The sequence below is a fragment of the Curtobacterium sp. SL109 genome (assembly GCF_026672405.1).
GTDB lineage: Bacteria > Actinomycetota > Actinomycetes > Actinomycetales > Microbacteriaceae > Curtobacterium.
In genome coordinates this window covers 177759-192101 of sequence record NZ_JAPPRB010000002.1, presented here as the reverse complement: position 1 = coordinate 192101, position 14343 = coordinate 177759, and the positions used below count along the sequence as shown (strand labels likewise).

9 protein-coding genes and 1 pseudogene are annotated in these 14343 nt (G+C 71.6%); all 10 read left to right on the top strand.

Features of this window, described 5'->3' with window-relative positions; translation table 11 throughout:
- The first annotated feature begins 31 nt into the window (after positions 1 to 31).
- A complete protein-coding gene (locus tag OVA28_RS02215; protein WP_268095605.1) occupies positions 32 to 1273 on the top strand; it encodes an ROK family transcriptional regulator in 1242 nt (413 codons plus the stop codon).
- A gap of 182 nt (positions 1274 to 1455) precedes the next feature.
- Positions 1456 to 3894, top strand: a complete 2439-nt coding sequence (locus OVA28_RS02210; protein WP_268095604.1) for a lamin tail domain-containing protein — start codon at positions 1456 to 1458, stop codon at positions 3892 to 3894.
- Between the two features lie 134 nt (positions 3895 to 4028).
- Complete coding sequence (locus OVA28_RS02205; protein WP_268095603.1) at positions 4029 to 4889, top strand: PhzF family phenazine biosynthesis protein; 861 nt, start codon at positions 4029 to 4031, stop codon at positions 4887 to 4889.
- A gap of 92 nt (positions 4890 to 4981) precedes the next feature.
- Positions 4982 to 6337, top strand: a complete 1356-nt coding sequence (locus OVA28_RS02200; protein ID WP_194661542.1) for an extracellular solute-binding protein — start codon at positions 4982 to 4984, stop codon at positions 6335 to 6337.
- Between the two features lie 110 nt (positions 6338 to 6447).
- Positions 6448 to 7398 (top strand): carbohydrate ABC transporter permease, encoded by a 951-nt coding sequence (locus OVA28_RS02195; RefSeq protein ID WP_442780754.1) that lies wholly within the window; start codon positions 6448 to 6450, stop codon positions 7396 to 7398.
- Positions 7399 to 7466: 68 nt separating this feature from the next.
- Positions 7467 to 8297 (top strand): carbohydrate ABC transporter permease, encoded by an 831-nt coding sequence (locus OVA28_RS02190; RefSeq protein WP_194661806.1) that lies wholly within the window; start codon positions 7467 to 7469, stop codon positions 8295 to 8297.
- A gap of 33 nt (positions 8298 to 8330) precedes the next feature.
- Positions 8331 to 11340: pseudogene (locus tag OVA28_RS02185) on the top strand (alpha-mannosidase).
- Between the two features lie 257 nt (positions 11341 to 11597).
- Positions 11598 to 12563, top strand: coding sequence for a hypothetical protein (locus OVA28_RS02180; RefSeq protein WP_268095601.1), 966 nt, complete (start codon positions 11598 to 11600; stop codon positions 12561 to 12563).
- A 24-nt stretch (positions 12564 to 12587) separates the two neighbouring features.
- A complete protein-coding gene (locus tag OVA28_RS02175; RefSeq protein ID WP_268095600.1) occupies positions 12588 to 13334 on the top strand; it encodes a histidine phosphatase family protein in 747 nt (248 codons plus the stop codon).
- Positions 13327 to 14190: an NAD(P)H-hydrate dehydratase gene (locus OVA28_RS02170; protein ID WP_194661538.1), complete on the top strand. Its 864-nt coding sequence runs from the start codon at positions 13327 to 13329 to the stop codon at positions 14188 to 14190. Before OVA28_RS02175 ends, OVA28_RS02170 begins: the two co-directional genes overlap by 8 nt.
- The last annotated feature ends 153 nt before the right edge of the window (positions 14191 to 14343 follow it).

Below are 14343 nucleotides of genomic sequence, written 5' to 3'. Positions count from 1 at the left end.
GGGAGGACGGGCTGCGCGGTATGGTCGCGACATGGCGGAACACCGGCGCGGCGCGAACCTGCCGTCGATCGGCGGCTTCAACCGCACGGTCGTGCTCGACGCCGTCCGCCGCTCGCCCGACGGGCTGAGCCGCGTCGAGCTCGCCGGGCGCACGGGCCTCAGCGCGCAGACGGTCTCGAACGTCACGCGCTTCCTCATCGAAGCGGGCATGATCGTCGAGTCCGGCACGGTCGTGTCCGGCCGCGGGAAGCCCCGCACGATCCTGCGCCTCGAGCCGGGCAGCCGGTTCGCCGTCGGCGTGCACATCGACCCCGCCGTCGTGACGTACGTGCTGCTCGACCTCGCCGGCACCGTGGTCGCCTCCACCACGACGTCGACACCCACGGCGGACGACCCCGAGCAGGTCGTGCGGACGATGGCCTCGGCGGTCGAGGACCTCGTGCGGACCTCCGACGTCGACGCCGACGCGGTCCTCGGGGTCGGCATCGCCAGCCCGGGGCCGATCGACGTCGACGCCGGCATCGTGCTCGACCCCCCGTTCCTGCCGCGGTGGAAGGACGTGCCGCTGCGGGACGCCCTCGCCGAGGCCACCGGCCACCCGGTGCTCCTGGAGAAGGACGTCACCGCAGCCGCCGTCGGCGAGATGTTCCTGGCGGGGGAGTCCTCGGCGCGGAACTTCGCCTTCGTGTACTTCGGCACGGGGTTCGGCGTCGGGCTCGTCGTCGACCACGAACCCGTGCGCGGGACCGGGGGCAACGCGGGCGACGCCGGCCACATCATGGTCGAGCAGGGACCCTTCGCCGGCACCCCGGACGGACAGGGGGACCGCGGCGAGGTCGGCGCCGCGGTGGCACCCGAGCGCATCGTGCGGATCGCGGCCTCGCGCGGGCTCGACCTGGGGGACGTCACGGACCTCGGCTCGGTCGACCGGGCCTGGGACGCCTTCGCCGCCGCCATCGACGCGGGTGACCCGACCGCCCTCGAGCTCGCGGCCGAGGCGGGCACCGTGATGGGCCGCGCGGCCGTCGTCATCGTCAACCTGCTCGACATCGACCGCGTCGTGTTCGGCGGGCCGTTCTGGTCGCGGGTCGCCGCCGCCGCACTGCCGGCAGCACGGGCGGCGATCACGGAGTCGCCGATCCTCGTGCCGAAGCACCCGGTGACCGTGGTCGAGACCGACCGTGGGGCCGACGTGGCCGCCGTCGGCGCGGCCTGCCTGGTGCTCGACGCGGCGCTGTCGCCGCGGGCGAGCGCGCTGCTGATCCGGCGCTGACGCGCGTCACGACAGTTCGGCCCGCCGGACGGGAGGCTCGGTGCCGGACCGGTGGGGAGCCTCCCGTCCGTCGTCGGTGCGGGACGCCGCGGCCACCGCCCGTTCACCTCCGGGCCACCGGCCGGACGCCCGGATGCTGAACAGTCATGCAGGCCCGACCCGCTCCCCTCGAAGGATCCTGCATGCCCTCCCCGTCCCTGCGCCTCGGCGCCGCCGTCGCGACCTGTGCCGTGCTCGCGGCATGCGTCCTCGCCAGCAGCCCGGCGACCGCCGCCCCCGCTCCCGCCACTGCCCTCGCTGCCGCTGCTGCCCCCGCCGGGCTGGTCGTCAACGAGGTCGAGTCGAACGGCGACGACGTCGACTGGGTCGAGCTCGCGAACACGTCGACCGCTGCGATCGACATCAGCGGCTGGTCGATGCTCGACAGCGACGACACGCACACGCCGTACGTGCTGCCGATGGGGTCCGTCGTCCCCGCCGGCGGGTACTTCGTGCTGAACCAGGAGTCGACGACCGCGCCCGGCTTCGACTTCGGTCTCGGCAACCCCGACTCGGTCCGGATCTCGGACGCCAGCGGTGCGCAGGTGCTCGCGTACGCGTACCAGGAGCACGCGAAGGTCACCTACGGGCGCTGCCCCGACGGCGTCGGTGACCTCGTCGACACCACGCGCTCGACGAAGGGCGCCGCGAACGACTGCTCATCGCCGGTCCGCATCAACGAGGTCGAGTCGCAGGACGGCGTCCCCGGCGACTGGGTCGAGCTGGTGAACACGGGCACGACGACGGTGGACCTCGGCGGGTTCGTGTTCCGTGACGGCGACGACACGCACGCGTACGCGATCCCGGCCGGCACCACGATCGCCGCGGGTGGCTTCGCGGTGCTCGACGAGGCCGACTTCGGCTTCGGACTCGGCAAGGCGGACTCCGCGCGGCTGTCCAGCCCCGGCGGCACGCTCGTCGACACGTACTCCTGGACCGCGCACGCCGCGACCACGTACGGCCGGAACCCGGACGGGACGGGCGACTTCGCCGAGACCGCCGAGGCCACCAAGGGGGCGACCAACCGCTTCGCCGGCGTCGTCACCGCCGAGGCCTGGCCCGGTGGTCCGGACGAGACCGTGCTCGACGACACCGACACCTTCGCGGGTGACCTGAGCGGGCTCGACTGGCAGTCCTCGTCCACCGCGGAGGACGGCGGCGTGCTCTGGGGTGTGCAGAACGGCGACGGGCTGCTCTACCGCATGGTCTCCGACGGTGCGGGCGGCTGGGCGCCGTCGAACGCCGCGGGCACGGACCTGCGCTACGCCGACGGCTCCGGGACCCCGGACGCCGAGGGCGTGACCGTGACCACCGACGATCCCGGCGCCGTCTACGTGTCGACGGAACGCGACAACGACGTGTCCTCGACGAGCCGCCCGTCCGTGCTGCGCTTCGCCACGACCGACGGCGCGCAGGCGACCCTGCGCGCGACGGACGAGTGGAACCTGGCGGCGGACTTCCCCGGGCTCGGTGCGAACGCCGGCCTCGAGGGCGTCACCTGGATCCCGGACACCTGGCTGACCGCGCACGGCTTCCGTGACGAGCACACCGGCGCCGCGTACGCGCCGTCGACCTACGCGGACCACGGCGCCGGGCTGTTCCTGGTCGGTGTCGAGGGCACCGCGAGCACGTACGCCTACGCGCTGATGGGTGACGGGTCCGCGCAGCGCGTGGCCACCATCGCCTCCCCGTTCAGCGTGGTCGCCGAGGTGCAGTTCGACCCGACGCTCGACGCGCTCTGGGTGGTGTGCGACGACGCCTGTGCCGGCCGCACCGCGCTGTACACGATCACCGACGGCGTCTTCACGCTCGACACCGTGTACGAGGCCCCGGCCGACGCGTCCCGCACGCTCGCCAACGAGGGCTTCGCGATCTCCGACGTCTGCACTGCGGGTGCGCGCGCCACGTTCTACGCCGACGACAACGACACGGACGGCTTCTCGCTCCGGACGGGCACCTACCCGTGCACGGTGGAGACGCCGACGCCGACGCCGACGCCGACGCCGACGCCGACGCCGGGCGACGGCGGCAGCCCGGTCCCGACGCCCGGTGACGGGGGCGCGACGCCCACCCCGACCCCTGCGCCGGCCCCGGGTGGTGGCTCCACCCCGAAGCCCGGTGCCACTGCGCCGACTCCGCCCACGTCGCCCGCTGCTCCGTCCGAGTCCGCACTCACCTCGGCGAACCGCACCCTGACCGGGCCGGCCAGCGCACGCGCGGGCGACACGATCACGATCGGCGTCGGCCGCGAGCACGCCGGTGAGCGCGTGCACGTCTGGATGACCTCGACCCCGGTGCTGCTCGGCACGGAGACGGTCGCGGCGGACGGCACGGTCCGCCTCACCGTCCCCGCGGACGCCTCGGCTGGTGCCCACCGCATCGTCGTCACCGCGCTGGACGGCACCGTGCTGGGCTGGACGACCATCACGATCGACCCCGCGACGGGGGCGGCGGCCGTCGGTGGCCTCGCGTACACGGGGACCGACATCGCCGGGGGCGTCGCCGCAGCGCTGCTCCTGCTCGCCGCCGGCGCCGGCGTGCTGGCCGTGCGTCGTCGCGCCGTGGCAGCACGCGTGGACTAGCGCGCGTCGCGACACCCGACGGACGGGAGGCTCGGTGCCAGCTGGCACCGAGCCTCCCGTCTGCTCCATCGATGCGGGCCACGGACCGCGGAGTGGACCGCGAGGGGTCTCGAGCGCTCCGCTAGCGTCGGGCCATGGAACCCGACGTGCTCCGGTACACCGCCTTCGCTGCCGGACCGGACGGCGGGAACCCCGCCGGGGTGGTGCTCGACGCCGCGGCGCTCTCGGACGCGGACATGCTCGCGATCGCCGATCGGGTCGGGTACGCAGAGACCGTGTTCGTCACCGGGGTGACCGACGACCGCGTCCTCGTGCGGTACTTCTCGCCGGCCGCCGAGGTCCCGTTCTGCGGGCACGCGACCGTGGCCCTCGCGGTGGTGCTCGCCGAGCGGGACGGCATCGGACCGCGGGTGTTCGTGACCGCCGCGGGGGACGTCGCCCTCGACACGACCCTGGACGAGCACGGCGCCGTGCAGGTCGCGATGACGAGCGTCGAGCCGGACCTGCGCGAGTTCGACCCCGCGCGGCTGCTGGCGCTCCTCGGACTCACCCCGGACGACGTCGCGGACGGGTACCCCGTGCTCGAGCCCTACGCCGGCAACTGGAACCCGGTCGTCGTGCTCGAGGACCGCGAGCTCTTCCACCAGTTCCGCTTCGACCCCGTGGCGCTGGCCGACCTCAAGCGCGAGCGCGGCTGGACCGGGACGGTGACCGTGCTGCACCCGACCGGGCCGGGGGAGTACGAGGCGCGGAACCTGTTCCCCGTCGGCCGCATCACCGAGGACCCGGCGACCGGGTCGGCTGCAGCGTCGACGGGCGCCTACCTGCGGGCGATCGGGCGCGCTCGGGCTGGGGACCGCGTCGTGATCCGGCAGGGGCGGCACGTCGGGCGGCCGAGCATCCTGCTGGTGGACGTCACCGCGAGCGGCGGGATCACGGTCCGCGGTGGGGCCACGCCCATCGCGGGGTGGTCGGACACTGCGCCCGAACCGTGACGCGGCAGGTCTTGACAGGGGTTAAGTCAATACGGTGGACTAACTGCGCAGCGCGGGCACTGTAGCCCGCGAATCCGTGCAAAGGAGCACCGATGAAACGCACCCGCATCATCGCTGGACTCGCAGCCGTGGCAGTCGCCGCAGTGGGTCTCGCAGGCTGCTCGAGCTCGGGGTCCGCCTCGAGTGACACCATCAAGATCGCCTACCAGAAGTTCGGCGCCTTCCAGCAGCTCGACGCCCAGATGAAGGTCGTCAAGAAGCAGTACGAGAAGGCGAACCCGGGCAAGAACGTCACCCTCGTCCCGATCCAAGCCCAGGGCAACGACTACTACACGAAGCTCGCGCTGATGAACAAGGCGCCGGCGACCGCACCCGACGTCATGTACGAGGACACCTTCCTCGTCAAGGCCGACGCCCAGGCCGGGTACCTCCTGCCGCTGGACAAGTACACGGCGAAGTGGAAGGACTGGGACCAGTTCTTCGACAACGCCAAGCAGGCCGGCGAGGGCGTGGACGGCAAGACCTACGGCGTCCCGATGGGCACCGACACCCGAGCCCTCTGGTACAACAAGGACATCTTCAAGAAGGTCGGCCTGCCGGTCCCGTGGCAGCCCAAGACCTGGGACGACGTGCTCGCCGCCGCGAAGACCATCAAGCAGAAGTCCCCGGACACCATCCCGTTCAACGTCTACTCCGGCAAGGCCCAGGGCGAAGCGTCGACCATGCAGGGCTTCGAGATGCTCCTGTACGGCGCGGACGGCTCGGGCAACACGCTGTACAAGGACAAGAAGTGGGTCACCGGCTCGAAGCAGTTCGAGGACTCGCTCCAGTTCATCAAGGACGTGTACCAGGGCGACCTCGGCCCGACCCCGCAGCAGGCGCTCGACACGAACGTCGGTACCACGATCGCCCAGACCTGGCTGCCGAAGGGCAAGCTCGCGATCGACCTCGACGGCTCGTGGCAGTCGGGCACCTGGCTGAAGAGCGGCACCGCCCCGTGGCCGGAGTGGAACGACGTGATGGGTCAGGCAGCGATGCCGACGCAGAACGGCCAGGCTCCGGGCTACAACAGCATGTCGGGCGGTTGGACGCTGGCCGTCGGCAGCAAGTCGAAGAACCCGCAGGCCGCGTTCGACTTCATCACGACGTTCCTGAACAAGGACGGCTCGCTGAAGTACGACACCGAGAACAGCCAGATCGCGGTCCGCAAGGACGTCGCTGAGGACTCCGCCTACACGGACGCCAACCCGACGTTCAAGTTCTTCTCCGGACTGGTGGAACACACCAACTTCCGCCCGGCGACGAGCGACTACTCGCAGATCTCCAACGCCGTCCAGGTCGCCATGGAGTCCGTGATGACCGGGCAGCAGTCACCGAAGCAGGCCGCCGCCGCGTACGACGACGCCGTCGTCCAGACGGTCGGCAAGGACCACACCGTCTCGGGCTGACGCAGCCGGACCATCTGACGGCCTGGAGGCGCGGTGCCGTCCCGCACCGCGCCTCCCGACCGCTCTCTCCCCACCTTCGGAACCCTCTCCGCACCCGGAAGGCAACCAGCGTGTCCACCACCCCCCTCGCGCCGACCCTGTCGGCGCCCGGTGCGCCCAATCGCACCGATCCGCCGGTCCCGCGCAAGCGGCGACCGCTGCGCAACGCCACCCGAGCCGTGCCCCTGCTGCCGGCCGTCGTCCTCCTCATCGTCTTCCTGCTCGGCCCCGTCATCTCGTCGTTCTACGGGTCGTTCACCAACTCGGCGCTCACCGGCGCCGGCGCTGCCGACCAGCAGTTCGTCGGGTTCAAGAACTACGTCGAGCTGTTCCAGGACCCGGACTTCCCGAAGTCCGTCATCCTGACGATCGTCTTCCTGTTCGCCTCGGCGGTCGTCGGGCAGAACGTCCTCGGGCTCGGCCTCGCGCTGCTCATGCGTTCGGCCAACAAGGTCGTCCGGTCGATCGTCGGCACCTTCGTCGTCGCGGCCTGGGTCCTGCCGGAGATCGTCGCCTCGTTCGCGGCCTACGCCTTCTTCAACGACGAGGGCACGCTGAACTCGTTCCTGTCGGTGTTCGGGATCAGCGGCGCGAACTGGCTCTACACGTACCCGATGCTGGCGATCATCCTCGCGAACATCTGGCGTGGGACGGCCTTCTCGATGCTCGTCTACTCGGCCGCCGTGCAGGAGGTCCCCGAGGAGATCACCGAGTCGGCCGAGGTCGACGGCGCGACCGGCTGGCAGCGACTCGTCTACATCACGCTGCCGGTGATCCGCCGGAGCATCTCCACCAACCTGATGCTGACGACGCTGCAGACCCTGTCGGTGTTCACGCTCATCTACGTGATGACCGGTGGTGGGCCAGGGACGAACTCGTCGACCCTGCCGATCCTGGCGTACCAAGAGGCGTTCAAGTTCTCGCAGCTCGGCTTCGGGACCGCGATCGCCACCATCCTGCTCGTGGTGGGAGCGGTCTTCTCGATCATCTACATCAAGGCACTGAAGCCGGAGGTGGACTGATGGCACTCACTGCTGACCGTCCCGTGTCCAACGTCACCCGCTCGGTGACCGCCCCGGGCGCGCTGCACATGACGTCGCCGCGCGGTCGCACCATGCGGTGGACGGCGAACGTCGTCCTGCTCGTCATCGCCGCGTGCTTCGCGGTCCCGCTGCTCTGGCTGGTGTTCGCCTCGCTCGACGCCCAGGCCTCGCTGTCCGTGAAGATCCCGTCGCAGTTCACGCTCGACAACTTCGCCAAGGTGCTGACGCCAGAGCTGTCGTTCATCCCGCTCGCCAACAGCCTGCTGCTGTCCGGGGGCACCGCCGTCGTCACCGTCGTCGTCGCGCTCCTGGCGGCGTACCCGCTGTCCCGGTACAAGATGCGCGTGAACAAGCCGTTCCTGTACAGCATCCTGTTCGGGACCGGCCTGCCGATCACCGCGATGATGGTGCCCGTCTACGCGCTGTTCGTGTCGCTCAACCTCATCGACAACATCTACGGCTGCATCTTCTTCCTCGCCGCGACCAGCCTGCCGATGGCGATCTGGATGGCGAAGAACTTCATGGACTCGGTCCCGATCTCACTCGAGGAAGCGGCCTGGACCGACGGTGCGTCCATGTTCACCACGCTGACGCGGATCGTCATCCCGCTGATGCGCCCGGGCATCGCCGTCGTGTTCATCTTCGTGTTCATCCAGGCGTGGGGGAACTTCTTCGTCCCGTTCGTCCTGCTGCTGTCGCCCGACAAGGTGCCCGCCGCGGTGAGCATCTTCAACTTCTTCGGGCAGAACGGCGCCGTCGCCTACGGGCAGCTCGCGGCGTTCTCCATCGTCTACTCCGTACCGGTCATCGCGCTCTACGTGGTCGTGTCCCGCGGCCTCGGCGGGGGCAACGCCCTCGCCGGCGGCATCAAGGGCTGACCGGACTCCACCGCTGGGAAGGAACCCATCTCCATGCACCATGACGAACCGCTCGTCCACGCCCGCATCGCTCGTCTCGTCCGGGACCGGGTCGACCCCGCGGTCCACCGGCGCTCGGCCCCCGTCACCATCGAGGCCTGGGAGGTCCCGGGCGAACCGGTGCCGTTCGGCTCGGCGGTGACGCAGTCGTTCACCCCGTTCACGGTCGGTTCCCCGTGGGGTGGCCGGCCGTGGGGCACGACGTGGTTCCGGGTGACGGGCACCGTGCCGGCCGACTTCGGCACCGCCGAGGGAACCGCGGCGGAGCTGTTCGTCGACCTCGGCTTCACGAAGCGGCACCCGGGCTTCCAGGCCGAGGGGCTCGCGTACCGCCCCGACGGCACGACGATCAAGGCCATCGAGCCGCGGAACAACGCCGTCCCGCTCGAGGTGGGTCCGGGGGAGTCGTTCGAGCTCTACGTCGAGGCCGGCGCGAACCCGGACATCGGCGGCGACGACTTCCAGGGGGCGACGCCCCTCGGGTCGCGATCGACCGCCGGTGACGAGCCGATCTACCGGTTGGCGGCGCTGGAGGTCGTCGAGCGTGACGACACCGTGTGGGAGCTGCAGCAGGACCTCTGGGTCCTCCGCGGCCTGATGGCGGAGCTGCCCACCGACGGCACCCGGGGCGCGGACATCCTCCGCGCGCTCGAGCGGGCGGCCGACGCGCTCGACCCCGACGACGTCGCCGGTTCGGCCGCGGCGGCCCGGTCGGTGCTCGAACCCGTGCTGGCCGTGCCCGCCTCGGCAGCCGCGCACCACGCGATCGCCGTCGGACACGCGCACATCGACTCCGCCTGGCTGTGGCCCGTGCGCGAGACGAAGCGCAAGTGCGCCAGGACGTTCTCGAACGTGCTCGACCTGATGGACCGCGACCCCGACTTCACGTTCGCGTGCTCGTCGGCACAGCAGTACGCCTGGATCCGCGACGAGTACCCCTCCGTCTTCGCCCGGATCAAGGAGCGCGTCGCGGAGGGCCGGTGGATCCCGGTCGGCGGCATGTGGGTCGAGTCGGACACGAACCTGCCCGGAGGCGAGGCCCTGGCGCGGCAGTTCGTCGCCGGCAAGCGCTTCTTCCTCGAGGAGTTCGGCATCGACACCCCCGAGGCCTGGCTCCCCGACTCGTTCGGGTACACCGGCGCCCTGCCGCAGATCATCCGCGCCAGCGGGTCGAAGTGGTTCGTCACGCAGAAGCCGTCGTGGAACGAGACGAACGTCATCCCGCACACGTCCTTCCACTGGGAGGGCATCGACGGCTCCCGTGTCCTGACGCACCTGCCCCCCGGCGGACACGTACAACTCCGACGTCTCGCCCGCCGACCTGCACCGCGGGGAGCGCCAGAACAAGGAGCGCGGCACCGCGAACACGTCGATGCTGCTCTACGGCTTCGGCGACGGCGGTGGTGGACCCACCCGCGAGATGGTCGGCGCCGCCCACCGGCAGCACGACCTCGACGGCTCACCCCGCGTGACGCTCGGCACGCCCGCCCAGGTGTTCGAGCAGCTCGAGCAGGAGCTCCCGACGCCCGGTGTCTGGTCGGGGGAGATGTACCTCGAGTTCCACCGCGGCACCTACACGTCGCAGATCCGCACGAAGCAGGGCAACCGCCGCTCGGAGCACCTGCTCCGCGAGGCCGAGCTCTGGGCAGCCACGGCAGCGGTCCGACTCGGCGCCGACTACCCGTACGACGAGCTCGAGGAGGCCTGGCACACGGTGCTGCTCCAGCAGTTCCACGACATCCTGCCGGGGTCCTCGATCGCCTGGGTCTACGAGAACGCCGAGGAGCAGTACGCCCGCGCGGCCACGGTGCTCAACGGCCTGATCGGGACCGCGACGACGGCGCTCGCCGGCGGCGACGACGGCGGATCCGTCGTCCAGTTCAACGCCGCGCCCGTCACGGCCGGCGACGTGACCGCGCTGGGAGGTTCCGTCGGCGTGCCAGCGCGAGCGGTGCCTCCCGTCCGGTCCGGTGACGGCTTCGTCTTCGACACCGGCGTGGTCCTGGCGACCATCGACGGCGCCGGCCACGTCGTGTCGTTCGTCGAGCGCGCGTCCGGGCGTGACGCGATCGCCCCCGGATCGGCCGCTGCCGAGTACACCGTCTTCCGGGACACCCCGAACCAGTGGGAGGCGTGGGACATCGACCGCGCCTACCAGCGCAACGGGAAGCCCCTGGCCGCGACCTCCGTGACGATCGACGGAGACGCCCTCGTCGTGGTCCGTCCGACCGGAGGATCCACCGTCACCACGCGGTACTCCGCCGTCGAGGGCGAGCCGGAGCTCGTCGTGGAGACCGAGGTGGACTGGCACGAGCAGCAGAAGCTCCTGAAGCTGGCGTTCCCGCTCGACCTCAAGGCCGACCAGGCCTCGAGCGAGATCCAGTTCGGCCACATCGACCGGCCGACGCACCAGAACACCTCGTGGGACTTCGCCCGCTTCGAGACCGCGGCGCACCGCTGGGTGCACGTCGCGGAGCCCGGCTTCGGCGTCGCCGTGGCGAACGACTCCACCTACGGGCACGACATCACGAGAGCGACCCGGCCGGACGGCGGCACGACGACGCTCGTGCGCGAGTCGCTGCTGCGTGGCCCGACGTTCCCGGACCCGCACGCCGACCAGGGGCACCACGTGTTCCGCACGGTGCTGCGCGTGGGTGCCTCGGTGCTCGACGCCGCGGACTCCGGCTACCGGCTGAACCTGCCGGTGCGGTCGGCTCCCGGGACGGCTGTGGTGGAGCCCCTCGTCGTGGTGTCCTCGCCGCAGGTGTTCGTCGAGGCCGTCAAGCTCGCGGAGGACCGATCGGGGGACCTCGTCGTCCGGTTGTACGAGGCGCTCGGCGGTCGGGCGACCGGCGTCGGCGTGGACTTCGGGTTCGCCGTCGGCTCGGTGACCCAGGTGGACCTGCTCGAGCGGCCGCTCGGGGCGACGTGGGACGCGGGCTCGCCGGTGTCGCTGACGCTCCGCCCGTTCGAGATCGTCACGCTGCGGGTGCAGCGGGCGTAGGGCCGCGACGCCGGACGGGCTCGGGTGCGTCCGTCCGGCGTCGTGTGGGGGTGGGGAGTGCGGTGGTTTCGCGCGTGGGGGGTCGAAACGCGCGTAGGAGGTCGTTCGTTCCGACCCCCTGTGCGCGTTCTCGCTGTGCATCGCGGGTGGTGTGGGAAGGAAGGGGATCTCCTCCACAGGGGGGCGGACGGGAGGCTCGTCCCCAGACCGGTCCATCGGCCCGCCTGGTGCTGGTGGGAGTGGGCATCGTGGTCGTCATGGACAGACCACTCCCCATCCACCGCGCCACACCGACACGAGAAGCCGGACGGACCGGTTCGGCGATGCGCCGCCGAACAGCCCGCGAGGGGCCGGACCGACTCGTCCGCGTCGGCCCGAACGCCTTCGTCCGAGCCGCCGAATGGGACGCCGCCGGGCCTCGCACCCGTCACGTCACCCGCGTCCACACGCGTCTGGCGCGGCTCGGGGAACCGGCGACCGCCTCCCACCTGTCAGCGGCGGCCCTCCTCGGGCTCCCCTCGCTGCACGGGTGGCCGGACGAGGTGCACGTGACCGTGCCCAGGTCCCGCTACCGCAGCCGAACCACGGGCCTCGTCCTGCACACGCGGTCCCTCCACCCGACCGAGTCCTTCCGAAGCGGATCCGCCCTCGTCACGACCGTCCCGCGCACGGTCGTCGACGTCGCCCTGAGCGGGGACGTCCGCGCCGCCGTGGTGCTGACGGACTCGGCGCTGCGGAACGGGGCCACACTGACGGACCTCCGGTGGGCACTCGACACCCATCCGAGTGCACGCGGACGTCGAGTCGCTGAGCTCGTGTTCGACCTGGCCGACGGACGGTCGGGGTCCGTGGCGGAGTCGTTCGCTCGGGTCGTCTTCCGCGAGCTCGGCCTGCCGGAGCCGGTCCTGCAGCAGGAGTTCGTCGTGGACGGTCGGCGGATCATCGTCGACTTCTGGTTCCCGGAACAGGGCGTGGTGGTCGAGGTCGACGGCCGGGCGAAGTACACGCAGCCGCGGTACCTCGCCGGGCGGTCACCGACCGAGGTCTTCCTCGACGAGAAACGGCGGCAGGAGGCCCTGCTCACGGTGCCCGACGTCCGCCGGGTCGTCCGGACCGAGTGGCGGGACCTCCACGAGCCCGCGTCCCTCGTCCACCGTCTGCGCGCTGCCGGTCTCCCGTGCGCGGTCCGCCCCGGCCCGAGCGCGATCCTGGCTGTGGCGTGAGCCGACACGGCCTAGCGTGGCGGCATGGCAGTCACCGAGATCTGGCTCGTCCGCCACGGGGAGTCCACCGCGAACGTCGCAGCCGGTCGAGCGGAGGCCGCCGGCGCGGACGTCATCGAGGTCGACCACCGTGACGCCGACGTGCCGCTGAGTCCGCTCGGCGAGGAACAGTCGCGGGCCCTCGGGTCCGAACTCGCCGAACGTGGCGTCGACGACGTGCCCGTCGCGCTGTGGGTCTCGCCCTACCGCCGGGCACAGCAGACGATCGGCATCGCGCTCGAGGCCGGCGGCCTGGCGGAACCGACGAAGCGGGTCGACGAACGGCTTCGTGACCGGGAGCTCGGCGTGCTCGACCGCCTCACCCGCACCGGTGCCCAGAACCTGCACCCCGACGAGGAACAGCGTCGCCAGTGGCTGGGGAAGTACTACCACCGTCCGGCCGGCGGGGAGTCCTGGGTCGACGTCATGCTCCGGCTGCGTTCCGTGCTCTCCGACGTCGACCGCATCGACGGAGCCGAGCGGCTCGTGGTCGCTGCACACGACGCCGTCGTCATGCTCGTCGTCGCGGTCTGCCTCGACCTCGACGAGACCGCCCTCATGGACTTCGCGGCGACACACACGGTCGCCAATGCCTCGCTGACCCGACTCCGCCGTGACGTTGTCGGCGGTCCGTGGACGCTCGAGGAGTTCTCGGGCACCGGGCACCTCGAGGAGGACCCGGCGGCAGAGGTCACCGAGCACGAAGGACGGAAGGACGACGTCCATGTCTGATCCCACCCCGGTCACCCCGAACCTGCTCCGCGAGTGGTCGCTGCCCGACACCGGCGGCAGCAAGTACGGCCGCGGCCAGGTGCTCGTCATCGGCGGCGCCGCGAAGACCCCCGGCGCCGCGATGCTCTCCGCCACCGCGGCCCTGCGCGTCGGCGGTGGACGACTGACGCTCGCCGTGGCCCGCAGCGTCGCCCTGCACGTCGCCGTCGCGCTGCCGGAGTCGGGCGTCCAACCACTCGACGAGGACGAGGACGGCCACGTCGCCGTCGGCGCGATCCAGAGCCTGACGGACGACCTCGGCAGCGCGGACGCCGTGCTCGTCGGACCCGGCCTGGACGAGCCCGAGGGCAGCCGCGACCTCGTGGCCGGACTCGCCGCCGCCGTCGGGGACGAGACCGTGGTGGTGCTCGACGCCTTCGCGCTCGGGGTCGCGTCCGACCTCGTCGACGAGCTCGCACCGCTCCGCGGGCGTCTGGTGATGACGCCCAACTCGGGAGAGGCCGAGCGCCTCCTCGGGCACGACACCTCCGACGACCACACCGACGCGGCCGAGATCGCCGAACGCTACGGTGCCGTCGTGTCCCTCGGCGGGGTCGTCGCCGCGCCGGACGGCCGAGCGTGGGCGAAGGGGACCGGGGCCGGTGGACTCGGGACCAGCGGGAGTGGCGACGTCCTCTCCGGCGCCATCACCGGGTTGCTCGCCCGCGGTGCCGACGTCGCACAGGCCACCGTGTGGGCGACCCAGGTGCACGCTGCCGCCGGCGACCGCCTCGCCGTGCAGGTCGGACCCATGGGGTACCTGGCGAGCGAGCTGCTGAACGAGATCCCGCGCGTCCTGGTCGAGTTCGGCGCCTGACCCTCGGGCCCCTCGGTCCTCGACCCGCGGCGGGACGACGGGCGCGCGTTCCTTCCCACGACGTCCGCGATGGGAAGTCCTTCCGTGCGGAGGCGGTCGGAACGAACGACCTCCTCCGCGCGGAACCACTCGCTCCGCGCGAAAGGACCCGCG

Bases quoted from the DNA above. Each gene is read 5' to 3' on its own strand.
- OVA28_RS02215 (WP_268095605.1), top strand. From the start codon at position 32: ATGGCGGAACACCGGCGCGGCGCGAACCTGCCGTCGATCGGCGGCTTC.
- OVA28_RS02210 (WP_268095604.1), top strand. From the start codon at position 1,456: ATGCCCTCCCCGTCCCTGCGCCTCGGCGCCGCCGTCGCGACCTGTGCC.
- OVA28_RS02205 (WP_268095603.1), top strand. From the start codon at position 4,029: ATGGAACCCGACGTGCTCCGGTACACCGCCTTCGCTGCCGGACCGGAC.
- OVA28_RS02200 (WP_194661542.1), top strand. From the start codon at position 4,982: ATGAAACGCACCCGCATCATCGCTGGACTCGCAGCCGTGGCAGTCGCC.
- OVA28_RS02190 (WP_194661806.1), top strand. From the start codon at position 7,467: ATGACGTCGCCGCGCGGTCGCACCATGCGGTGGACGGCGAACGTCGTC.
- OVA28_RS02180 (WP_268095601.1), top strand. From the start codon at position 11,598: ATGGACAGACCACTCCCCATCCACCGCGCCACACCGACACGAGAAGCC.
- OVA28_RS02175 (WP_268095600.1), top strand. From the start codon at position 12,588: ATGGCAGTCACCGAGATCTGGCTCGTCCGCCACGGGGAGTCCACCGCG.
- OVA28_RS02170 (WP_194661538.1), top strand. From the start codon at position 13,327: ATGTCTGATCCCACCCCGGTCACCCCGAACCTGCTCCGCGAGTGGTCG.